The organism is Brevibacterium sp. HMSC24B04, assembly GCF_001806835.1.
Classification (GTDB): domain Bacteria; phylum Actinomycetota; class Actinomycetes; order Actinomycetales; family Brevibacteriaceae; genus Brevibacterium; species Brevibacterium ravenspurgense.
This window is the reverse complement of the sequence record NZ_KV786094.1, coordinates 33,624-55,301: the sequence shown is the minus strand read 5'-3', so window position 1 is coordinate 55,301 and position 21,678 is coordinate 33,624. Positions and strand designations below refer to the sequence as shown.

At 64.0% G+C, this 21,678-nt stretch carries 19 protein-coding genes; 9 read left to right on the top strand and 10 right to left on the bottom strand.

All coding sequences use genetic code 11. From position 1 onward, the window contains the following. Positions 1-51: 51 nt before the first annotated feature. On the bottom strand, positions 52-1,440 hold the full coding sequence (locus tag HMPREF3092_RS07200) for an FAD-dependent oxidoreductase (protein ID WP_256174400.1): 1,389 nt from the start codon (positions 1,438-1,440) through the stop codon (positions 52-54). 119 nt (positions 1,441-1,559) lie between these two features. Here HMPREF3092_RS07200 and rarD point away from each other — a divergent pair, with 119 nt between their 5' ends. Further along, positions 1,560-2,615 carry an EamA family transporter RarD gene (rarD, locus tag HMPREF3092_RS07195; protein WP_070424373.1) on the top strand — a complete coding sequence of 352 codons (1,056 nt, stop codon included), beginning with the start codon at positions 1,560-1,562 and terminating at the stop codon, positions 2,613-2,615. Positions 2,616-2,644: 29 nt separating this feature from the next. Here rarD and HMPREF3092_RS07190 read toward each other — a convergent pair whose 3' ends face one another. The 3 genes from HMPREF3092_RS07190 to HMPREF3092_RS07180 form a co-directional block, all read right to left on the bottom strand. Further along, positions 2,645-3,715, bottom strand: coding sequence for a polyprenyl synthetase family protein (locus tag HMPREF3092_RS07190; protein ID WP_070424372.1), 1,071 nt, complete (start codon positions 3,713-3,715; stop codon positions 2,645-2,647). An 80-nt stretch (positions 3,716-3,795) separates the two neighbouring features. Then, positions 3,796-5,118: a geranylgeranyl reductase family protein gene (locus HMPREF3092_RS07185; protein WP_062022124.1), complete on the bottom strand. Its 1,323-nt coding sequence runs from the start codon at positions 5,116-5,118 to the stop codon at positions 3,796-3,798. Continuing rightward, positions 5,115-5,822: a demethylmenaquinone methyltransferase gene (locus HMPREF3092_RS07180; protein WP_062022121.1), complete on the bottom strand. Its 708-nt coding sequence runs from the start codon at positions 5,820-5,822 to the stop codon at positions 5,115-5,117. Before HMPREF3092_RS07180 ends, HMPREF3092_RS07185 begins: the two co-directional genes overlap by 4 nt. Positions 5,823-5,920: 98 nt before the next feature. Here HMPREF3092_RS07180 and HMPREF3092_RS07175 point away from each other — a divergent pair, with 98 nt between their 5' ends. Further along, positions 5,921-7,264, top strand: coding sequence for an isochorismate synthase (locus HMPREF3092_RS07175; RefSeq protein ID WP_070424371.1), 1,344 nt, complete (start codon positions 5,921-5,923; stop codon positions 7,262-7,264). A 47-nt stretch (positions 7,265-7,311) separates the two neighbouring features. Here HMPREF3092_RS07175 and HMPREF3092_RS11515 read toward each other — a convergent pair whose 3' ends face one another. After that, on the bottom strand, positions 7,312-9,186 hold the full coding sequence (locus tag HMPREF3092_RS11515) for a thiamine pyrophosphate-binding protein (protein ID WP_070424370.1): 1,875 nt from the start codon (positions 9,184-9,186) through the stop codon (positions 7,312-7,314). Between the two features lie 34 nt (positions 9,187-9,220). Here HMPREF3092_RS11515 and HMPREF3092_RS07165 point away from each other — a divergent pair, with 34 nt between their 5' ends. The 3 genes from HMPREF3092_RS07165 (at position 9,221) to HMPREF3092_RS07155 (ending at position 12,500) form a co-directional block, all read left to right on the top strand. Then, entirely contained in the window at positions 9,221-10,189 is a 969-nt protein-coding gene (locus tag HMPREF3092_RS07165; protein WP_070424381.1) for a CPBP family intramembrane glutamic endopeptidase, read from the top strand. 131 nt (positions 10,190-10,320) lie between these two features. After that, positions 10,321-11,817 (top strand): alpha/beta hydrolase, encoded by a 1,497-nt coding sequence (locus tag HMPREF3092_RS07160; protein WP_070424369.1) that lies wholly within the window; start codon positions 10,321-10,323, stop codon positions 11,815-11,817. 17 nt (positions 11,818-11,834) lie between these two features. Continuing rightward, positions 11,835-12,500: a hypothetical protein gene (locus HMPREF3092_RS07155; RefSeq protein ID WP_070424368.1), complete on the top strand. Its 666-nt coding sequence runs from the start codon at positions 11,835-11,837 to the stop codon at positions 12,498-12,500. A gap of 41 nt (positions 12,501-12,541) precedes the next feature. Here HMPREF3092_RS07155 and HMPREF3092_RS07150 read toward each other — a convergent pair whose 3' ends face one another. Further along, entirely contained in the window at positions 12,542-13,708 is a 1,167-nt protein-coding gene (locus HMPREF3092_RS07150) for an o-succinylbenzoate synthase (protein WP_083274308.1), read from the bottom strand. Between the two features lie 87 nt (positions 13,709-13,795). On the opposite strand from HMPREF3092_RS07150, the gene HMPREF3092_RS07145 reads away from it, so the two are divergent. The 3 genes from HMPREF3092_RS07145 (at position 13,796) to HMPREF3092_RS07135 (ending at position 17,015) form a co-directional block, all read left to right on the top strand. Further along, positions 13,796-14,713 (top strand): 1,4-dihydroxy-2-naphthoyl-CoA synthase, encoded by a 918-nt coding sequence (locus HMPREF3092_RS07145; protein ID WP_070424367.1) that lies wholly within the window; start codon positions 13,796-13,798, stop codon positions 14,711-14,713. A 204-nt stretch (positions 14,714-14,917) separates the two neighbouring features. Beyond that, complete coding sequence (locus tag HMPREF3092_RS07140) at positions 14,918-16,087, top strand: AMP-binding protein (protein WP_176745708.1); 1,170 nt, start codon at positions 14,918-14,920, stop codon at positions 16,085-16,087. Continuing rightward, positions 16,077-17,015 (top strand): 1,4-dihydroxy-2-naphthoate polyprenyltransferase, encoded by a 939-nt coding sequence (locus tag HMPREF3092_RS07135; protein ID WP_070424365.1) that lies wholly within the window; start codon positions 16,077-16,079, stop codon positions 17,013-17,015. Before HMPREF3092_RS07140 ends, HMPREF3092_RS07135 begins: the two co-directional genes overlap by 11 nt. A gap of 25 nt (positions 17,016-17,040) precedes the next feature. On the opposite strand, the gene HMPREF3092_RS07130 is transcribed toward HMPREF3092_RS07135, so the two are convergent. Beyond that, positions 17,041-17,307, bottom strand: coding sequence for a DUF4229 domain-containing protein (locus HMPREF3092_RS07130; protein ID WP_070424364.1), 267 nt, complete (start codon positions 17,305-17,307; stop codon positions 17,041-17,043). Between the two features lie 44 nt (positions 17,308-17,351). Between HMPREF3092_RS07130 and HMPREF3092_RS07125 the strand changes: the two genes are divergently transcribed. Beyond that, positions 17,352-17,789, top strand: a complete 438-nt coding sequence (locus HMPREF3092_RS07125) for a PLD nuclease N-terminal domain-containing protein (protein ID WP_176745707.1) — start codon at positions 17,352-17,354, stop codon at positions 17,787-17,789. Positions 17,790-18,139: 350 nt separating this feature from the next. Here HMPREF3092_RS07125 and ccsB read toward each other — a convergent pair whose 3' ends face one another. From ccsB to HMPREF3092_RS07110, 3 genes are read right to left on the bottom strand one after another with little or no spacing between them, the layout of a single operon-like run. Further along, positions 18,140-19,264 (bottom strand): c-type cytochrome biogenesis protein CcsB, encoded by a 1,125-nt coding sequence (gene ccsB / locus HMPREF3092_RS07120; protein ID WP_070424362.1) that lies wholly within the window; start codon positions 19,262-19,264, stop codon positions 18,140-18,142. After that, entirely contained in the window at positions 19,265-20,872 is a 1,608-nt protein-coding gene (locus tag HMPREF3092_RS07115) for a cytochrome c biogenesis protein ResB (RefSeq protein WP_070424361.1), read from the bottom strand. It lies immediately after the preceding gene. Further along, entirely contained in the window at positions 20,872-21,678 is an 807-nt protein-coding gene (locus HMPREF3092_RS07110) for a cytochrome c biogenesis CcdA family protein (RefSeq protein WP_256174399.1), read from the bottom strand. Before HMPREF3092_RS07110 ends, HMPREF3092_RS07115 begins: the two co-directional genes overlap by 1 nt.

Sequence of the window (21,678 nt, the reverse complement as noted above, 5' to 3'; positions counted from 1 at the left end):
GGCGAGGCGGAATTCCGCCTCGCCCTCTGTGTTCGGGAAATCTGGTCTGAACTAGGCCATCTTCTTGGCCGCGTCGACCATTGCCTGGCGCGTGGCCAGCTTGATGCGCTCACGGCCGTGAGGTTCACCGGCAGCCTTTTCGGCGGCTTCGATGCGGTGGTAGCCCTCCCAGTCGATGTAGTCGATGCCCTTCTCGGAAAGCAGATCGACGATGGCGTCTTCTTCCGGCTTGGCAGGCTCGGGCAGGCGGCCTGCTTCGTAGTCTTCGATGATGTGCCCGATGGTCTCCAGGGCATCACCCTTCGTGTGGCCGATCAGGCCGACCGGACCGCGCTTGATCCAACCGGTGGTGTACAGGCCAGGAATGTGGTCTTCCGCCTGTGCGGTGGCCATTGATTCACCGTCGATGACTCGGCCTTCGATGTTCGTGATGACACCCCGGCGCTCATCAAACGGCAGCTCCGGCAGTTTGGTGCCGAAGTACCCGACCGCGCGGTACACGGCGTCCATCGGCCAGTCGGTGGTCTTGCCGGTGCCGTTGACACCGCCGGATCCGTCGAGTTCCTGACGCTCCGTGCGCAGGGCTGTCACACCGGTTTCTTCGTCGCCGACGATTTCGACCGGAGCTTCCAGGAAGTGCAGGTGCAGGCGGCGCTTAGCGCCGGTGTCTTCGCGCAATGTGAAGTCGGTGAGGGTCTTGGTGACCTGCTTGACCTGGTTGGATGTGCGGATGGCCTCCATGGAGCCTTCGTCGAACTCGAAGTCTTCCGGGTACACCACAATGTCGACGTCGTCCGCCTGACCGAGTTCGCGGATTTCCAGCGGGGTGAACTTCGCCTGCGCCGGACCGCGACGGCCGAAGATGTGCACGTCGGTGACAGCGCTCTTCTTCAGACCTTCGTACACGTGGTCGGGAATCTCTGTCGACAGGAGGTCATCAGCCTGCTTGGCGAGGATGCGCGCAACGTCCAGAGCGACGTTTCCGTTGCCGATGACGGCAACCTTTTCAGCTTCCAGCGGCCATTCCTGTGACACGTCCGGGTGGGAGTCGTACCAGTTGACGAACTCTGCGGCACCGTAGGACCGTGGAAGGTCCACACCGGGGATCGGCAGCTTCGTGTCGATGAAGCAGCCGGTGGAGAAGATGACCGCGTCGTAGTGCTCCTGCAGTTCCTCCAGCGTGATGTCCGTGCCGTAGTCAACGTTGCCGAACAGGCGCAGCTGGTGGCGGTCCATTACGCGGATGAGCGCGTTCGTGATGCCTTTGATGCGGGGGTGGTCGGGTGCGACACCGTAGCGAACAAGACCGAAGGGCGCCGGCAGGCGCTCGAAAAGATCGATGCTGACATCGAAGTCACGTTCTTCTTTGGTCATGAGATCAGCGGCGTAGATACCCGCCGGACCAGCACCGACAATGGCCAAGCGCAGAGGACGACTCAAAGTATCACCTTTCCCTATATCCGACGGTCAATTGTACGCACCGCGATTTAGGAAATGAAGCTGTGCTCTATTAAGGAAGACTTGCCTTCCCGGCAGCACGCGGGTCTACACTCGCGAATGTGACCGACGACTCAGCTTCTTCACCGATTCAGGCCGCTGCGGCAACGACGCCCGCAGACGGCGCCCCCACCGGAGCCCCCGCCGCAAGCACCGAGCTTCCCCTTGACGAAGCGCGCCGCCGCCGCGACGGGCTGATTCTGGGCATCGGCGGCTACCTGTTCTGGGGCAGCATGCCGCTCATCTTCGCGGCAGCCGCCCCGGCAGGCGCCTTCGAAATCCTGGCCCACCGGATCATCTGGTGCTTGGTGTTCTGCGCGCTGCTGCTGGCCTTTGTCCGCGGTCTAGGGCGCACGTGGAAGCTTGCGCGCAACCCGAAGATCTTCGGCACTCTGGCAGCCGCATCTCTTTTTGTAGGAATCAACTGGCTGGTGTTCATCCTCGGCGTACAAGCCGGCCGCGTGACAGAAGTCGCGCTCGGCTACTACATCAACCCGCTGATCACAGTGGCGCTTGGCATCATCTTCCTGCGTGAGCGCCTGCGGCCCCTGCAGTGGGCCGCAATGGGACTGGGGCTCGTCTCGGTTCTCGTGATCACAATCTCCGAGGGCATCGTGCCCTGGCTGGGCCTGGCAGTAGCCGTCAGCTTCGGCCTCTACGGTCTTGTGAAGTCCAAGGTCGGTTCCCGCGTCGGCGCACTCGAAGGCCTGACAATCGAGTCCTTCATCCTCACGCTCCCCAGCATCGCCATGCTCGCTGTCGTGGAATCACAGGGGCTCGGCACTTTCACGACGGAAGGCGCCTGGCACACCGTCCTGCTTGTGCTCATGGGACCGATCACCGCCATTCCCCTGCTGCTGTTCTCTGCGGCAACACGCCGGATTCCGCTCAGCTGGGTTGGCATGATGCAGTACATCACCCCAACCTTGCAGTTCCTCACCGCGCTGCTGATCTTCGGTGAACACATGTCGCGCGGACAGTGGTGGGGCTTCATCATCATCTGGGTGACGGTCGCACTCATCGGTGCGGATTCGATTCACGCCGGCAATCGCGCACGCCGGGCAAAGCGGGCGGTGCTGCACACCGCTGCAAACGTGGACGAACCGATTGCCGGCTGAAGTCGGCTATGCCGCGAGAGCTGAGGAGATCAGCCCACCCGGTTGACCACACCGGCGGCGAACAGTTCGAAAGCCGACTTGATGGGCCCGTCAGGAAGGTCGCGCAGAGCGTCAACGGCCTTGGCCGACCAACGGCGAGCCTCAGCACGTGCCGCCTCCATCACGGGGTGGGCAACAAGTGCCGTGCGCGCAGCCTCAAGAGCTTCGTCCGAGGACAGGTCGGCATCCAGCAGCTCGATGATCCGCTGCGCTTCGGAATCCCCCGCCGCGGCTTCGCGGCGCAGCAGCAGCGTCGGCATTGTGGGCACGCCCTCGCGCAGGTCAGTGCCGGGAGTCTTACCGGAATCGGCTTCGTCTGAAGCCAGATCGATGATGTCGTCAGCCAGCTGGAAGGCAACGCCGACGTTTTCGCCGTACTCGCGCAGAGGCTCCACAAGTTGGGGCGAACCGCCGGAAGCCAGAACCGCAAACTCACCGCACGCGGCAATGAGCGAGCCGGTTTTGTCCGACAGGACGCGGATGTGGTGCGCAATCGGGTCGGCCTCGTCTTCTGGGCCGGTGTACTCACTGAGCTGGCCCAGAACCAGGCGCTCAAAGGTGTCGGACTGCAGAAGGACAGCACGCGGCCCCAGTTCAGAGCACAGGCTGGAGGCCCGGGCCAGAAGAACATCGCCTGTGAGGATGGCCACCGAGTTGTTCCACACGTGGTGCGCTGCCGGGGCTCCGCGGCGAACGGGAGCTTCGTCCATGACGTCATCGTGGTAGAGCGTGGCCAGGTGCGTCAGTTCGACAACGGCACCGGCTTTCACAACGTCAAAGCTGTCAGCGTCAGCCCCGGGGGTCAGCTGAGCTGCCCACTGCGCGGCCAGAAGAACCAGCGACGGGCGTACGCGCTTGCCGCCGGCAGACAGAAGATAACGGGACGATTCGTCAGCCAGACGGCTGGTCTGGCGCACGGTTTCGTGGAGGAGCGTCTCAACCTGCTGAAGCTGACGATCGAGGTTGGCGCTGAGATCAGCGCCGACAGCGGCGAAAGCACCCGGTTTGGGCTGTGTCCCCGGCTGTGCGGAGGGCGCGCTGGCTTCGCCAGAAGGTGCCATCGTCGTCTTCTCTTTCCTCAGGTTGTCAGTCGTTTCGGCTGTGCCGTGGGTCTACGACCACTCAGTCTACGTTCACTCCGCTATTGATTCGAGGTGGCCGGCACAGCGGTGATGAGTGCCTGAACCGCGCGGTCGTGCAGGTCGCGGTGTGCCCGCGGATCGTCTTCGTAAAGATTAGCCAACAGTTTGACCGCAAAATTCATCAGGTGGCGCGAACCCATACCGTATTTGAGTCCCAGTTCCATGACCTTCGGCTGGCCGATGAGGTGGGCGAAGCCCCGCCCCAGCGTGAAGTAGCTGCCGTACTCGTCCTTGACGGCTTTGCTGAACCCGGCGAGCTTGTTCCTGTAGGCCGCCTGTGGGAAGCCGCGGTAGGTGGTGATGATCTCAGCGGCAATCCGTGCCTGTTCGAAGGCGTAGTCGATGCCCTCGCCGTTGAACGGATTGACCATGCCCGCGGCATCGCCCAGCAGCATGACGCCGCGGTCAAAGTGCGGGGTGCGGTTGAACGCCATCGGCAGCGCGGCGGAGCGGATGGGCTGGCGCATTCCCTCGGTGCCGTCCGCACCGCCGATGCCCCATTCGCCGCCCATTGCGGCAATCCAGTCCTTGAGCACGTTCTGGTAGTTGACCTTGCCGAACTGCGGGCTGGTGTTGAGGATGCCGAGCCCCACGTTGACGGTTCCGTCTCCCAAGGGGAAGAGCCACCCGTAGCCGGGCATGGGTTCCCCGTCGGGGCTGCGCAGCTCAAGCCACGATTCGATGAAAGGGTCGTCATGCCGCGGTGAGTCGTAGTAGGTGCGCACTGCCACGCCCATGGGTCGATCGTCGCGTTTGCGGTGGCCCATCTGCACTGCGGTGCGGGCGCTCACGCCGTCTGCCGCAATCACGATGGGAGCACGAAAGAAGACTTCCTCCGCTGCCTCACCGTCCTTGTCAGCACGCAGCTTCCTGCCCTTGGCGTCAGCGGGAACTGCGCGGATGCCGGCAATCCACCCGTTGTCGAAAACGGGTTCTTCCGCTGACATCTGCTGGTACAGGACAGCACCCTGCTTTTCGGCATGCCGGGCCAGCTGTTCGTCGAGGTCCATGCGAGCGCGCGTCAGACCGTAGGACGGGAAGCCCGTCACGTCCGGCCACGGGATTTCCATTCGGTGGCCCCCGCCGATCAGCCGCAGGCCGCGGTTGCGGTGCCAGCCCGCCTCATCGGGTAACGAGAAGCCCAGGTGACCGAGCTCTTTGACCGCACGGGGTGTCAGCGCATCACCGCAGATTTTGTCGCGCGGGAACGCGGTCTTCTCCAGCAGCGCCACATCGAGCCCGGCGTGAGCCAAGTGTGCGGCCGCCGCGGATCCAGCGGGCCCGGCGCCGACGATGACGACATCGGCATCGACGTTTTTCACAGTGCATCACCGGAGGGCTTGAGAGCGTGGTGGATGGCGACGATGCCGCCGGTGAGGTTGCGGTATTTGACCTGATCAAAGCCTGCGTCGCGGATCATGTGGGCAAGCGGCAGCTGGGCCGGCCACGCGCGGATCGACTCAGCGAGGTACACGTAGGCTTCTGGGTTCGAGCTCACGGCCTTTGCCACGGCCGGCAGAGCCCGCATGATGTACTCCTTGTAGAAGCGCGCAAACGGCGTGAACGTCGGGGTGGAGAACTCCGCGATGACCAGCCGGCCGCCGGGTTTGAGAACGCGCAGCATTTCCTTCAGCGCCTTCTGCGGTTCCTGCACGTTCCGGAAGCCGTAGGTGATGGTGACGACGTCGAAGGTGTTGTCGTCGAAGTCGAGGTCCGTCGCATCGGCGTACTGGAACTGGATTTCGGGATGACGGCGCCGGCCCACAGCAAGCATTCCCTCACTGATGTCACCGGCGATGACGGTGGCTCCGCGCTGGGCGTACGGCACCGAGCTGGAGCCGGTTCCAGCCGCCAGGTCGAGGATGAGCTCACCGGGCTTCGGGTCGACCGATCGGGTGATCTCCACGCGCCACCAGCGCGAAATGCCGAAGGTCATGGCGTCGTTGGTGATGTCGTAGCGTTCGGCAACAGCGTCGAACATCGATGCGACGTCCGCCTTGTTCTTATCCAGGTGAGCGCGATTCATGTGTCTCATAATCTCAGCCCCGCCCCGCGGGGAGCTAATCGGGCCGGCACAAGCACCGTGGCAGCGCCGATGTCAGTGCCCCTCATTAGACTGGCCGTGTGCTCAGCGATTCAGTTTCCCTGCGGGTGCGCTCGTGGTTCATTGACGGTGTTGACCCCCACGCGCCGGCGCCCTTTGCCCACGGTCTGCCGTCGACCGTACACGAATTCTTGGCACAGCTGCCCCAAGACACGTTCAACTGCTGGGTGCGCGGCCACTCTGGTCTGGTGGGCTTCGGCCGGGTTGCACGACTGCGCGCCACAGGCGGTGAAACCGTTGAAGGCCGCACACGTTTCGACCAGCTGTCACAGCAGTGGCGTGCGGTGGCACAGCGCGCTCTGGTCGAAGACTCGGTGAATCTGCCGGGATCGGGCCTGGTCGGCTTCACGGCAATTTCCTTCACGGATGATTCCGACACGGATTCCGTCATCGACATCCCCCGCTTTATCATGGGCCGCAGGCACCAACGCGTATGGTTGACCTCCATTTCCCCGGAGAGCGGCGCCGATGACGACTTCACGCTTGAAGCCGCAGCTCTGACCCCGGTTACGGGTGCCTCCCTGCACGATGGGCACATCAGCCAGGAACAGCACATCCGCAATGTGTCCGAAGCCGTCGAACTCATGCGGGCGCCCGGCAGCCAGTTCAAGAAGATCGTTGTTGCTCGCGACGCGGTTGTCGATACAGAGCACGACATCGATGTGCGTGCGGTGCTCGGCGCACTCAACGCCGCCTACCCCGCCACGTGGACATTCAATGTGGCCGGCCTGATCGGGGCGACACCGGAACTTCTGGTGGGCGTGCAGGACGGCGTTGTGCGCTCTCGCGTTCTTGCCGGCACTTATCAGGTGCGCGATGACGCCCAAGCTGAACTTGCGCAGGCCCGCCAGCAGCTCGCCGGTGCGAAAGACTCCCAGGAGCACGTCTACGCCACCCGCTCCCTGGAAGAGTGCCTGCGGCCCTACAGCAGCGACCTCCACGTTGACGAACAGCCGTATCTGTTGACCCTGCCCAATGTCATTCACCTGGCCAGCGATGCCCACGGCACTCTCGATTCCCCGTCCGGCCGGCCAGAGGACCGCCCGTCGATCATCGATCTGGCCAAGAGCATTCACCCCACAGCTGCGGTCGGCGGAGTGCCGCGCAACGAGGCCATGCGCGAAATCGCACGCATCGAACGGGCTGACCGCGGTCGCTACGCAGGGCCCGTCGGATGGATTGACGGTGCGGGCAACGGCCAGCTGGGCATCGCTCTGCGCTGCGGCCAGTTGGAATCGCGCACCCGCATTCGGCTGTGGGCGGGCGGCGGAATCATGCCGGATTCAGACCCGCAGTCAGAACTCGCAGAGTCATGGGCGAAGCTTGGCCCCATGTTGCAGGCGCTCGGCCTCAGCCGCCCCTAACGGACCACCGCGGACAGCTCAGCCTCAACAAACGCCCCGCAGCAGATTCAGTCCAGCGGCACCTCGTAAAGTCCAGCGCTGCCGGCCTTCGCCAGGCGGCGCAGACCATCGACCGTCGCCTGCTGATACGGCCAGTCATAGGCTTCCGCGAGCGCGCGGAAGTTCCGTCCGTGCCGGGTGGCGAAGTACCGCGCAAAATGTCCGCTGAGGTGTTCGGCACCGTGTTCCAGACCGCCGAAAATCGCTCCGCCGTCGTCGTTGAGGACGAAAATCTGCAGGGTGGGCAGACCCTCATCCGCGCTTTCGCGCAGCAGTCCGCCCACGTCGTGCAGGGCGGCAATGTCTCCGATGATCAGCCGCAGCGGGCACTCCGCCGATACAGGCCCGGTCAGCGCCATCCCGGTCGCTGTCGCGATCAGCCCGTCAATTCCCGCAAGTCCCCGGCTTGCGCTCATCTGCACATGTTCCACGGCCTCCTTGCCGGCGAGCGCGGAAGCGTAGCGGCCCGAATTCGAACTGGCGAGGAAAACCTGAGCCACGCTGCCGTGTTCGGCAGCATTGTGGGCGGCCCCGCGGACAATCTCCTCGACCACCGCCGCTCCGGCGGGCTGTTCTGCCGAGGTGGGCGGCACCTCGTGCCACTTGGCTGCTGCTGCACGGTGCTGGGAGTGGATGTCCGAGGTGACGCTCAGCTGATCTGCGATCTCACCTGTGCTGCGGCTCAGCAGGGTTTCGCGCACACCCGCGGCCCGCTGGATGTGGGATTCCGAGGCGGCGCTGCGGGCCCACCGCTGCGTGTCGGCGTCGGCGGCCTGGCCGGTGAGCCCGGCCGAGGCCAGGTAGGAGGCGTATTCGTCTGCGAGCGCCCAGTCGAGGTCAGCTTGGATTTCTGCTGTGGGAATGCTCGCAAGCAGTCGCTGGTCCTGGCGGTATTGGGTGAGCCTGCCGGTGCGCACAACACCCGTGATGGTTTCGGCCAGTTTGTCATCGAGAACCCCCGGGTGGCCGGGGACTGACAGGTGGAACAAGGGTGAGGAGGGTTCGGCAAAAACCGGCACCCCGAAGGCCACTGCGAGCTCTTCGACCCTGCGCGCGCCGTAGTCACTGTCGTTGCCGGCCAGCAGCACGGTTCCCGGACGGCTGAGCATTTCAAGAGCCTGTGCGAAACCGGCGTGTACGTGAGGGCGGTGTTCAAAGCGCTCGGCCTCGCCGACTTCCGGACGCCACGGCATGTCTTCTGCCTCCGGCGTGAGTTTCCCGTCGAACTGCACGTTGAACTGTACCGGTCCCGGTGTGGACAATCCGCGCAGTCCGGAGCTCATGGCGTAGGGGGCGTTCATGCCCGCACCGGCCCCCTCAGAGCCGACCGCAGCGGCAGCCGCCGCGTGCACGGCGGAGGTGAGCGACGCCTCGTCAGGTTCGACTGGAACATCAAAGCGCAGCCGAACATCGCTCAGCAGGTGCGACTGCTTGTCGATTGTCTGATTGGCTCCCGTGCGGCGCAGCCGCTCGGGCCGGTCAGCGCTGAGGATGAGCAGCGGAAGCCGCGAGTACGAGGCCTCCAGCACCGCTGGGTGGAGGTTAGCGACCGCGGTTCCCGATGTGGTGACCACCGCGACCAGCCCCGGTGTGCGCGGGGCGGTGTCCCCAGCGGCACTGCCGGTTTCAACGGCGGCCGCCTCTGCCACAGCCGCTTCAGCCACCGCCGTCCGGCGCAGCCCCTTGGCCAGCCCCAGCCCGAAGAACGCGGCATCGCGTTCGTCAATGCGCACGTGGGTGTTCACCAGCCCGGCGTCGGCGAGTTCGGCGAAGGCGTAGGTCAGCGGTGCCGAACGGGAACCGGGAGCAATAACAACGTGCTCAAGACCGCACTGGATGAGGTTCAGGGCGATCGCGCGGGCAGCTGCTGTGGAAGTATTCACGCACCCGATTCAACCAGACTCTAGAATGGCCCTCATGGTCTACCCTCCCAACCCCTATGCGGACGCGCCGACGCCAGAGATCCCAGATTTCAAGCGTCCCGACTCCCACCGAATCTGGCAGCTGGTTGCCGGCATCGCCGCTTTTGTCATTGCACAGGTGGTGACGATTCTCGTCTACGCGGCGATTGTGGGGATTGGGCGGCTGGACTCTCTGACCGCCGGTTTGGGCCCAGAGGCCACGGATTCGTACGGCTTCGGGTTCGGTCTCCTGGCAGGCGGCCTCACCATGTTCGTCCTGTACCTGCTGATCATGCGGTTCATTGCGGGCGCTCCCGGCCACGGCCTGCGGGGTAAGAACAAGGTGACGGAAATCCTCATGGGTGCCGGTCTCGCTACTGCTGTTCTCGGTGTTTCCGTTGGTGTTATCGCGCTGTTCGGCGGCTTCCGGATCACCGGTATGACGCCGCGCGAGGAGCTTCTGCCGGCCTTTGTCCTGGCCCTGGGGGTTGGTCTTGGGCCGGCGTTTACGGAGGAGCTGCTGTTCCGCGGTTTCCTCCTGCGCATCTTCGACGCCTGGTGGGGTTGGGTGCCCTCCCTGCTCATCACCAGCGCGATCTTCGGCCTTGTGCACCTGGGCAACCCTGATGCCACGCTGTCGGGTGCGATCTTCATTGCGATCGAGGCGGGGCTCCTGCTGGGTGGGGCCTACCTCCTGACCCGCCGCCTGTGGTTGGCGATCGCCATTCACGCCGCGTGGAACTTTGTGCAGGCGTTCATCTTCGTGTCCCCGGTTTCCGGGACGGGCGAGGCGGTGGGCCTGTTCCAGGTTGAATGGTCGGGCTCGCCATGGCTGACGGGAGGGGCGATGGGCCTGGAAGGCTCCGTCATCACGGCCGTCCTCGGTCTGCTGGCCGGTATTGGGCTGCTGCTTCTGGCTGGCAAGCACGGAACCCTCGTGCCGCGCGAAGCTGTCATCCGCAGGAGAAAAGCCGCCAAACGCTGAGGGCACTCTGCTGACCGCTTCCGGGGCAGCGCAGATTTTGCCGCCGCCAGTGCGGTTCCAAGGACAGTCCAAGGTGACCGTTACTTCCAGTTCACGCATGCGCCGTAGCCTGAGGGCTGCGGAGGTGGTCCATGGTGAAGCGCAGTCTGCGAATGTCCGTCGGAGCACGCGCGGTGCGAGCACTCACAGCCCGCCGCAGTGCGGCCGGCCTCTACCCGGCGTACAGCGAATCAACATCGTTTCTCGGCCCTGAGCCCACCGGCTTCGAAGCCGCCCACGTTCACGTGCGCGAAAAGCGCAAACTCTCACGCCGACTGCGGGAGTTCTTCGTCTACTCGCCGGCACTCGGCAGGACAGTCGGCGTGCGAGTTCTTCTGCCCGGCATCCCGCAGGAGCACGCTGTGCCGCTGTTCCTGTTCCACGGCGGGGGCGATGATTTCCGTTCGTGGACGGACTTGGGGCGGGCGGAACTGCACACCCGCGGCAGCCGTTTCCTCGTGGTCATGCCCGACGCCGGGGCGGCCGTCTACTCGCGTCACGAACTGACACCCGGCCATGTCGAGGACTGGCCCGAATTCCATGTGCGCGAACTGCCCATGCTGATAGGCGACCTCTATTCGACATGCCCCGAACTGCGCGTGGCCGCGGGGCTTTCCATGGGCGGCTACGGAGCCATGAAGTACGCCGCCTGGCGGCCCGACCTCTACGCTGCCGCAGCTGCGTTTTCCTCCCCGCTCATCCCACAGGCCGCTCCCCCGCTGTTTGAAATCCTCGCACTGCGCGCGGGAGCACCCGCGGATTCGCTGTTCGGTTCGTTCAAAGACGGCGATGCCCGATGGGAGGCGAACTCACCGTACGACCTCGCAGAAAACCTCCGCGGACTCGACATCTGGCTGTCAGCCGGATCCGGAACTCCCGACGACGCCGAAAACAGCAGCGAAAGCGCCGACGTCATGGAAGCCCACCTGCACAACCACGGCGGACGCTTTGCCGAAAGGCTCAGCGAACTGGGCATCAAACACGCGTGGGCTCCCCGCGAGACCGGGATGCACAACTGGTTTGCCTGGCAGCGCGAACTCAAGGCGTGGCTTGCCCACGCCACACAGGCGGACCTCGACCGCAGCCCCACCAGCACACCCAGCCGCGATCCCCGGCCGCGATTCTGGACGAGTGTGGCCGACGGAGCTCCCTTCACCTTCATCAGCGGTCTGCCCGTCTTTGAGATCTACGGGTGGAAAGTCGAAATATCGCGCCGCCGCCCGCAAATCGTCACCTTCGGCGATGTGAGCCCCTCCGGCTTCACACTCAACGGCGCCGGAACCTTCCGAGTCACCTCCCCGCCCATGTTCATGCCCGGCGCGGAAGCATCCATCACCGTCAGGAGCCCGCTGGGAGTCAACCCGTACACAACCCGGGCCGACGCCTCGGGAGCCATTTCGATCACCGGACAGATGGGAGCGGCACTGCACGACCCGATCGTGCCCGGCAACCGCACAAAGCACTTCCGCACGTGGGGCCAGGCCGCGGTGACAGAAGTCATCATCCGGGGGCAGAGAAAAGACTCAGACAAATCTGCAACCATGGAACGCTCACGCAAACCAAAAAAGCTGCCCAAAGGCGGCGGCTGACAACAGAAGGGATCCGGATGAAGCGGCTCACAGCAAGTCTGGCAGTCACCGCACTCGCACTGACGGGATGCGGCCAAGCCGGGAACGAGCAGAGCGGTCCGGCAGCTGAGCAGACAACGGCCAGCAACTCCCAACAGGGCGCAGATGAAGCCGTGCACTCCACCGGAGACCTGCGCCGGGCCATGGAAGCCGCAGGAATGGAGCCGTCCGAAGTCAGTCCCGAAAACGCCGATCCCGGACAGCTTCTCGAAAGCGCATCCGTCGAACCAGAACAGTGCCGTGTGCTGCTCGATGCCACTCAGGGTGCAGATCTGGGCACAGACGCCGGACTGAGCGCAAAAACGGATTCGGCATCCTACTTCGCAGCCGCCAACGCGGAGGGCACCAAGCTCACATCCGTCGTTGAAAACGCGCGCAAAGCCGGGCAGGACTGCTCAACCATGAAAGTGACAATCGCCGACGAAACGGTTGAAACCAGTGTCACGGTTGAGGACGTCGAGGTCGACGGGGCTGACGACGCTGTATCGACGTCTGCTGACGTTGACTTCCACGGGCAGAAGCTCGCCATCACCACCATCACCGCGGCAAAGGACAATACGGTCGTCGCGGCAGTCATCAGCCATGGCGGCAAACCGGAAACCGCCGCGAAGACCATCAGCAGCATCGTCAGCAAGCTCGACTGATCTCGGCTGGGTTGAGCTGGGCGGGCCTGGGCTGGATGGGCTTATGCTTCCCGCAGCAGCTTCCAGCAGGCGGCCAGGCGGGCAAGCCACCACTCTTCCGCTTCTGCCGGGGCCTGGTGGTCTTCGGCCAGCTGAACGCTCACGTCCATCGGGTCGGTGCTGATGGTGCCGCCGTGAGGCCTGCGCGGGTGATCAACAACATCGGCAGCCAACAGGGATGCAGTGCCCAGACCGGCAGCCCAAGGTTCACGTTGCCCACCGAGCTGTGCAAGGGCGAGCGCCAGCTGAGCCCCCGCAGCCAAGCCGATCGATGACTCCAGTGCGCTCGACACGGTGGCCGGCAGACCGCAGGACTGAACAATCCTGACCGCGGCGGCAACCCCGCCCAGCGGTTGGGCCTTAACGACAATGTGATCGGCCGCGCCCAGCTGTGCGACCCGCAGAGGGTCATCAGAGCGGCGAATGCTTTCATCCGCCGCAATCCTGATGCCGCACAGTTCGCTGTCGGCCTGCAGTCGTTCGCGCAGCCGCGCCATGTCCTCGACGTTCGCAACCGGCTGTTCGACGTACTCCAGCCGCTGCACAAAACCGTCCAGGGTGCTCAGTTTCCACAGGTGTGCCACGGCTTCGTCAATGCTGAGTTTGCCGTTGGCGTCCAGGCGGATCTTCGCGTTCGGGGCTGCTGCCAGGACTGCCCGCACGCGCGCCACGTCAGCGTCTTTGCTGGCAGCACCGTGTTCGGCGATTTTGATTTTGAAAACGTCCACGCCGTCAAAGCGGTCAAGCACCCCAGGAACGTCTTCCGCACTGACCGCGGGGACGGTGCCGTTGACCGGCACCCGGGCCCCCGACAATCGTCCGGAATAAGCGGGTGCCGGCGGCACCTCGTGAGCTTTGGCAGGTGAGGCTGACGAGGTGGAGGTCCCCGGGGTCAGCAGACCCGCGGGCCCGTGCGGGTTGAGTGAGAACTCGATGGCCGCGGCCAGCCAGCGGTGAGCCTCCTGTGGCCCGTATTCGGGGAAGGGGCTGAACTCGGCCCAGTCTTCCGGTCCGCGCAGCAGGCACACCTGACGCGATGTGATGCCGCGAAACCGGGTGGTCATCGGCAGTTCGACCACGCGAACATCCGTGAAGAACTCGCGCGGGTCAGCAGGCAAATCAGAAGGCAGATCAGCGGGCAGATGGGCGGCAGACAGCGAATACGACATGGCCCCAGAGTAGCGATCGCGGGCCGCAGACGGCGGTGTTCGGCCGTTATGTGCGGCGGAGTCAGGTGTGCCTAATAGAGTGGGGGCATGAGCGTTTCGGAAATCTTCAACCCCAGCCGCTGGCGTGAAGTCCAGGGCTTTGACTTCACCGACATCACGTACCACCGGGCCATTGACGAAAACGGTGCGGACATCGGCGCGGCGCGCATCGCCTTCGACAGGCCCGAAGTGCGCAACGCCTTCCGCCCCCACACGGTCGACGAGCTCTACCGCGCCCTCGACCACGCCCGCCAGACATCCGACGTCGGCGCGGTGCTGCTGACCGGCAACGGCCCCAGCCCCAAGGACGGCGGTTGGGCGTTCTGCTCCGGCGGTGACCAGCGCATTCGCGGTCGTTCCGGCTACCAGTACGCATCCGGTGAAACGGCCGAATCGGTCGACCCGGCACGTGCAGGCCGTCTGCACATTCTTGAAGTTCAGCGTCTCATTCGCACCATGCCGAAGATCGTCATCGCAGTTGTGCCCGGTTGGGCAGCCGGCGGCGGTCACTCGCTGCACGTGGTGTGCGACATGACGATCGCCAGCCGCGAGCACGCCAAGTTCAAGCAGACCGATGCTGATGTCGGCTCCTATGACGCGGGCTACGGTTCTGCGTACCTGGCGAAGATGGTCGGCCAGAAGAAGGCACGCGAAATCTTCTTCCTGGGCCGCACGTACTCGGCGCAGGACATGGCCGATATGGGTGCTGTCAACGAGGTCGTCGACCACGCTGATCTCGAAGAGGCCGCCCTGCAGATGGCTCGCGAAATCTTGGGCAAGTCCCCCAACGCTCAGCGCATGCTGAAGTTCGCGTTCAACCTGGTGGACGATGGACTCATGGGCCAGCAGGTGTTTGCCGGCGAGGCCACCCGCCTGGGCTACATGACGGACGAAGCCGTTGAGGGCCGGGACAGCTTCCTTCAGAAGCGCGACCCCGACTGGACACCGTTCCCCTGGTACTACTGACGGCAGTTCGTGCCCACCGCATTCCCCTCACCCACACCGGCTGAGGCCAGCCGCGTTTTTGCTGACGCGCTGGCAGGCCGGCACATTGCTGTGCTGCCAGGCGGTGGTGTCAAGCACCTGACCGCCTACCCGCTTTCCAGCTGGCGAGGCGCCGGGAGCGCTGGCAGCGCCGACTCACCTGGGAACGGGGCGACTGAGGGCGCTGTGAGCGCACCGCCGGCGCTGGTTGTATTCACTTCCGGTTCGACCGGCCGCCCGAAGGGCGTGGCGCTGTCAGCTGAGGCGCTGCAGGCGTCAGCGGCGGCGACCGAGGACGCCCTGTCCGGGCCTGGCCGCTGGTTTCTGTGCTTGGCACCGGACCACATTGCCGGCGCCCAGGTGATTTTTCGTTCGCTGCGCTCTGGCACCGTACCGTTTGACGGCCGCGGGCACTTCACGGCTGAACGTTTTGCTGACCAAGCCGAGGAATTCTTCGGTGCCGGTCAGTCAGAACCCGCCTACGCCTCGTTGGTTCCAACCCAGCTGACCCGCATCCTGCGTGATCCGCGGGCAACAGGGCAGGCCGCCCGGTTCGATGCGCTGCTCGTGGGTGGGGCCTCACTGCACCCCCACACGGCTCAGGCCGCACGGCAGGCTGGTCTGAGGATTGTCCGCACCTACGGCATGTCTGAGACCGGCGGCGGGTGCGTCTATGACGGCCGCGCGTTCCCGCAGGTTGACGTGCGCATTGAGGATGACGGACGGGTCGCCCTGAGCGGGCCCGTCGTCGCCGACGGCTACGTCGAGGTGGAACCCGACTCGATTACGCCCAAACCAGACCCCAGTTTCACTGCTGACATCAGCGGAAGGCGCACGTTCCTCACCTCGGACATGGGGCGCCTCGACAGTGCGGGAGTGCTGTCGATTACCGGGCGGGTCGACGATGTCTTCCAGTCCGGCGGCACTAACGTGTCTCCCCTGGCTGTCGAGGCGGTGCTGCTTTCTGAACTGGCCGATGACGGGATTGATGAGGTTCTTCTGGTACCCGTTGAGGACCGCGAATGGGGACAACTTGGAGCTCTCCTCGTGCGCGGTCCGGGCGCGGAGTACTATCGAAACTCGGCAGTAAGTCTGAAGACCAGATTCCGGCACCTTTTGGGCCCGGCTGAAATCCCTCGATGGGTGCTCCCCGTCGATGCGATTCCGGCCAAGGGCATCGGAAAACCCGACCGTGCGGCGGCACGCGTGCTTGCGGAGCGGATGGTGTACGGCGATGCTGCACGTGCCCTGGCAGAGGTGAGGCCAGCTGGTGCAGAAGAAGCTGACCTGACAGAGTCAGCACCCGTAATGATTCAAGATTCAACGGATACGAGGACGGACGAACGTGGCGAATAAGGCGCAGCTGTGGATTTCTGGAGCACGGCTTCGGACGCTGCCTTTGGCATTCGCACCCGTCGTCCTCGGCGCTGGTGCGGCGGTGGGTCAGCTGGGCGGCCTGTCTGACCTGGTGATCGGCTCGGTAGACCCCACGGTTGACGACAACGTCAACGGCTGGATGCTTCTGTTCAAGGCGCTTCTGGCCCTCATTGTGGCTTTGGCCCTGCAGATCGGCTCGAACTACGCGAATGACTATTCCGACGGCATTCGCGGCACCGACGACGACCGCGTGGGCCCTATGCGACTGACCGCCAGCGGGCTCATCCCACCCGAACAGGTCAAACGGGCAGCCTTCATCTGTTTTGGCATTGCCGGCTTTGCGGGGCTCCTGCTGACGATCCTGTCGGCCGCCTGGTGGATGCTCCTGGTGGGCGTGGCCGCGGTTCTTGCAGCCTGGTACTACACGGGCGGCAAACACCCCTACGGCTACATGGCCCTGGGCGAAGTCTTTGTTTTCATCTTCTTTGGGCTCGTGGCGACTCTCGGCACCACGTACACGATGGCCGGCGGTGTCAGTGCTGCCGCCTGGGCCGGAGCCGTTGCCGTGGGCCTCTATGCGTGCGCTGTGCTCATGGTGAACAATCTGCGCGATATCCCCACCGATATCGAGGCAGGCAAGAGCACACTCGCGGTGCTTCTGGGCGACCGACGTTCGCGCATCGCCTATCTGGCACTTGTGTTCCTGCCGTATCCGCTGCTGATCGTGCCGATCCTCACCGGCTATTCGGGCGCACTTCTGGCAATTGCCTCGGTCGTCCTCGTGATGAAGCCGGTGCGCGCTCTGGTGCACCAGCGGACCGGTCAGGCACTCGTTCCGGCTATTAAGCACACCAGCTTGGCCGCTCTCGTCTACGCGGTGCTGCTGAGCTTGGGGCTTGCACTCTGATTAAGAGTGCTGCCCGCGGGTGAGTTCAGCGGTGCTGTTCGTCGATTTCGTCTTCGATCGCTTCGTCGCTGCCGGCTTTGGGGCCGCGATTCCTGCGCTGGGCGGTCCACTCCGTCATCGACTGGACGGCCTTCTGCTTCATCCCGTTGAGCAGCAGGTAGCTGAGCAGGGTTGCGACAATGACGGCCACGACAGTCGACAGCAGGCTGGGGCCGCTGAAGTACCAGATGACAGCAACAGAAACGGCCAGCAGACCGATCCGGGCGGCGTTGTACAGAAGGAAATCAAGCATGGTGCCTACATTGTAGTCGGGTGGGTGCCATTACCATGGGGTGCATGGCCCGCCTGCTGATCGCAATCATCGTCATTTACACGGCTCTTGCCCTGTACAGCCTTTTCGACTGCATTTCCTTTGAATCCTCTCGGGTCAAGATGATGCCGAAGGCGGCCTGGGCTGCGATCATCCTCTTCCTGCCGATTGTGGGAATTGTGCTGTGGTACCTGTTCGGACGCGGAGGCCTCGCACAGAAAGCCGATGCTGGCAAGGCTGTGCCAGCCGCACCTGACAACGACCCGGAGTACCTCCAGAAGATCTCCGACGACCTTGAACTGCGTCGCCTGCGCGAACTGCAGCGCCAGCAGGAAGAACAGCGCAGGGCCGAAAAACTCCGCGGCAACGGATCCGAACCGCGCACATACTCGAAGGGTGATGGCAACGGTTCGGAGGACGACCGCCCTGAGCCCGAGGAAGACTCTCCCCGCAACGACAGCTGAGCGGCATTTCGCCAACCCCGCCTGCACCTCGCGAACTTTCCCAAATCACGAGGTGCCACTCCCCTGGCACCCGACCGGCACCTCGTGCCCTTTTCAGCACCCACACACCGCTTAGCCGGAATCTGCGGCTTGGCAACAACTGCTAAAGCGCAGATCCGTTGCTAAACGGTGTGCGCATGCGGCTAACCGGTGTTTTCGTTGCTAACGGGTGGATGTCGGCGGAGCGCGGATGCGGGCTAACGGATGTGGCCAGCCGGCCCACCCATGCCAAAACAGAACGGGTGCATCCGCACAAAGCAGATGCACCCGTCGCAGTGCCGCCAGCTAGTGAAACTGGACAGGCTAGAGAATCACAGACCCGAGTATGAGTGCAGGCCGTTGAAGTACACGTTCACGATCGTGAAGTTGAAGATAATCGTGATGAAGCCGATCAGGTTGAGCCAGGCGATCGTCGTCAGGCGCAGGCCGCGGGTTGCACGCGAGTGCAGGTATGCGGCGTAGACAACCCAGATGACGAACGTCCAGATCTCTTTGGCATCCCAACCCCAGTAGCGGCCCCAGGCGACTTCAGCCCAGATGGCTCCGGCAATCAGGGTGAAGGTCCACGTGATGAAGCCGACCGCGGCCAGACGGTAGGACACAGCTTCGATCGATGCGGCCCGCGGCATGCGCTCAAGGAACGACAGCCAACCGGCATCGCGGCCGGCGGCAACTCGCTTTTCACGCGCACCCTGCAGCAGCTGCACCGTCGCCAGCGCCGCGGAAACCGTCAGCAGGCCGGTCGACAGGATGGCGATCGGCACGTGAATCAGAATCCAGTACGACTGCAGTGCCGGAACCAGCGGAGCCGCAGGGGTGTAGAAGACCGTCGTCGCAAGGCCGATTGACACCAGAAGGAACCCGGTGACGAATGTGCCCAGGTAGCGAACGTCCTTGTAGCGCAGCGTCACAACATAGACAACACCGGCAACAGCGCTGGCGATCAGCGCGTACTCCATCATGTTGCCCCACGGTGCGCGCATGACCGAAATGCCGCGCGTGACAATCGAAGCAATGTGCAGAAGCAACGCCAGAACCGTCAGGGACGTGCCGACATTGGCAAACACGCGACGCTTGGCATCGGCGGCAGAACCATCGCCGTGACCGCTGCCGTCACCCGCATCGTCAACGCGGTTGGAGTACACCCGGTCAGCAGGCCCGTCGAGGTTTTCCTGCACGAGCGTGCCAACAGCACCGCCGTCTCCAGCGGAGTCAGCATCAGCCGAGGTGCGCGTACGCGCTGTGCGCTTCGCACCTTTCGCCGGCCCCTTCGCCGCACCAGCCGAAGAACCAGCCGAGCCGGCAGCCTTCCCAGTGCGCTTCTTCTTGCCTCCGAAAAGGTCAAAAGCGTAGACGATGAAGGCGAGCGCATAGACCGCACCAGCTGAATAGATCAGAAGCATTGACCAGCTGGCGAGCGTGACGTTGACTTCCACTTATCCCTCCGCGGATTGGTGATCAGCAGACGAAAGTCTGTCTTTCAATTCTACGCCACAGCGTTCTGCCGCCTGCTTGACGCGTGGGTCTTCGCTGCGGGCAAGAGCGCCGACTTCGACTTCTCCGTCGCGCACGCGCACCCACATGCGGCGGCGCGGAATGAACATTGCCAGCGCAAGGCCAATGAACATCACCGTGGTCACCACAAGCATGAGCCCCTGCACGGGGTCGTGGCGCACATCGAGGCTGACGAACTTCGCGATCCGCTCGAACTCGATTGTGCCCAGCCCGTCGGGCAGCTCTGCCGTGTCTCCCGGCTGCATCTGGGTGATCCACTGCTGACCGTCGGGACCGTTGACGGCTTCCATGCCCGCGGTGTCGAGTTCGTAGACGTTCTGCGGAATGCCGGTATCCAGGCCGAGGTCGCCCTTGTAGAGGTTCATGACGAGTACGGGGTTGCGCAGCTCTGCGAACTGCGAGTACAGCTCGCCCTTGTCGTTGACGCCGGCTGTCGGCAGCAGGATGCCGGAAAAGCCCAGCTGGTCTTTGCCGGCCCCTGTGTCGGGAACTTTGATGACACCGCGGGATGTGTAGACGCCGTCTTCGGGCACGAACACCACGGGTCCGGAGTAGGTCACCTTGCCCTGTGCGTCGCGCACTGTCACGACTGGCGCATAGCCGTTGCCGGTCAGGTACACGCCTGCGCCGCCCACGCGGATGGGCTCGTTGACCTTGAGGTTGTGCTTGGTTGAAACGCCGTCTTTCGTTTCCGTGATGACGGCTTCGAATGCGCGCGGCTGACCGAACTGGGCGCCTTCGCTGGTCGAGTCGAACTTCGAGTCGAAGCTGTCCAGGCGCAGGCGGAAGTTCGTCAGGTTGTCGGCGTCGAAGTATCGGCCGGGCTCAAAGGAGTCGTAGGACACGAGCGAGTTGGTGAACGTGTCACCTTCGACAAGCACGCGCTGGCCGCCGTAGCCGAAGATCGCGCCGATCGCCATGACGATCGTCGCGCCCAGAATGCCGAGGTGGAAGAGCAGGTTGCCGGTTTCTCTCAGGTATCCGCGTTCGGCGGCGATGTGGTCGCCGCGGTTGACTGTGCGATAGCCGTTCTTCTTCAGGTACTCCTGTGCGGTGTCGAGGATCTCCTCAGCCGGCGCGGTGCTGACGAAAGTCTGGTAGCCGGGCATCCGGGTGAGCCTGCGCGGGGCCTTCGGCGGCTGGGAGCGCATGGCTTTCCAGTGCTGTTTGGTTCGCGGCAGAACACAGCCCACCAGCGAGATCATCAGCAGAATGTAGACGGCGGAGAACCAGAACGACGAATAGACGTCGAACATCTGGAACTTGTCGAGGATTTCGCCGGTCCGGCCGTTGTCGATGATGAAGTTCTGAACCTTCGCCGGGTCCTGGATCCGCTGCGGCAGGAGCGATCCGGGGATCGCCGCCAGTGCCAGGACAAGCAGCAGGATGAGTGCGAACTTCATGGTGGTCAGCTGGCGCCACGCCCACCGGAGCATGCCGACAAAACCGATGTCCGGCGCTTTCTGGGACGACTTTCGCGCCGCAGTGCTTGTCGCGGTCGCGTCTTGTGTCGTCGGTTTGTCAGTCATCACACCACCGTTTCGAATCCGCCGATGAGGTTCTGCATGTTGTTCATGATGATGGTCCACACCCCGGTGATCATGAGCAGGCCCAGCAGGATGAGCATGACACCGCCGAAGATCACGATGCTCCGCTGGTGCCTGCGGAGGAATGCCAGGCGCCCCATGCCCTTGTTCAACAGGTAGGCCACGATCAGGAAGGGCAGGCCCAGCCCCACACAGTAGGTGAAGGTCAGAAGCATCCCGCGACCGGTGCCGCCGTCAGCACCGAAGCCCGTTGACAGGGCCAGCACCGCCGCCAGTGTGGGGCCGATGCAGGGCGCCCAGCTGAGTGCGAACGCCGCCCCGAGCAGCGGCGCACCCCACAGTCCGGCCTTGGGTTTTTTGGCAATCGGCTTATTGGTCTGAAAAGCGCGAATACCGCCCAAGAAGACAACACCGGCCAGGATGACGACAACGCCCATAACGCGGGTGACTATGTCGATCCAGTCATGGAGCAGACTGCCGAGCGCCCCAAAAGCTGCGCCCAGGGCAACGTAAACAGCTGCAAAGCCCAGCACGAACAGACCGACCCCGCCGAGTACTGCCGAGGTGCGCTTCTGTTCGACCGTTGTCCCGGTCATCCCGGTGACATAGCCGATATAACCGGGCACCAGCGGCAGCACGCAGGGCGACAGGAATGACACAACCCCGGCAATCGCCGCGACCGCCATGGCCAGCAGCAGCGGTCCGTTGAGAACTGTCTGCGCGAAAGCCGAACCAAGATCAGCGGCCTGCACGAGTCCAGAGGCATGCACCACCTCGGCTGCCTGCAC

What these genes read in the sequence shown, in the direction of transcription:
- HMPREF3092_RS07190 (WP_070424372.1), bottom strand. Translation starts at nt 3,715, where the DNA reads ATGGCACCTTCTGGCGAAGCCAGCGCGCCCTCCGCACAGCCGGGGACA.
- HMPREF3092_RS07180 (WP_062022121.1), bottom strand. Translation starts at nt 5,822, where the DNA reads ATGAATCGCGCTCACCTGGATAAGAACAAGGCGGACGTCGCATCGATG.
- HMPREF3092_RS07165 (WP_070424381.1), top strand. Translation starts at nt 9,221, where the DNA reads ATGGTCTACCCTCCCAACCCCTATGCGGACGCGCCGACGCCAGAGATC.
- HMPREF3092_RS07160 (WP_070424369.1), top strand. Translation starts at nt 10,321, where the DNA reads ATGGTGAAGCGCAGTCTGCGAATGTCCGTCGGAGCACGCGCGGTGCGA.
- HMPREF3092_RS07155 (WP_070424368.1), top strand. Translation starts at nt 11,835, where the DNA reads ATGAAGCGGCTCACAGCAAGTCTGGCAGTCACCGCACTCGCACTGACG.
- HMPREF3092_RS07150 (WP_083274308.1), bottom strand. Translation starts at nt 13,708, where the DNA reads ATGTCGTATTCGCTGTCTGCCGCCCATCTGCCCGCTGATCTGCCTTCT.
- HMPREF3092_RS07145 (WP_070424367.1), top strand. Translation starts at nt 13,796, where the DNA reads ATGAGCGTTTCGGAAATCTTCAACCCCAGCCGCTGGCGTGAAGTCCAG.
- HMPREF3092_RS07130 (WP_070424364.1), bottom strand. Translation starts at nt 17,307, where the DNA reads ATGCTTGATTTCCTTCTGTACAACGCCGCCCGGATCGGTCTGCTGGCC.
- HMPREF3092_RS07125 (WP_176745707.1), top strand. Translation starts at nt 17,352, where the DNA reads ATGGCCCGCCTGCTGATCGCAATCATCGTCATTTACACGGCTCTTGCC.
- HMPREF3092_RS07115 (WP_070424361.1), bottom strand. Translation starts at nt 20,872, where the DNA reads ATGACTGACAAACCGACGACACAAGACGCGACCGCGACAAGCACTGCG.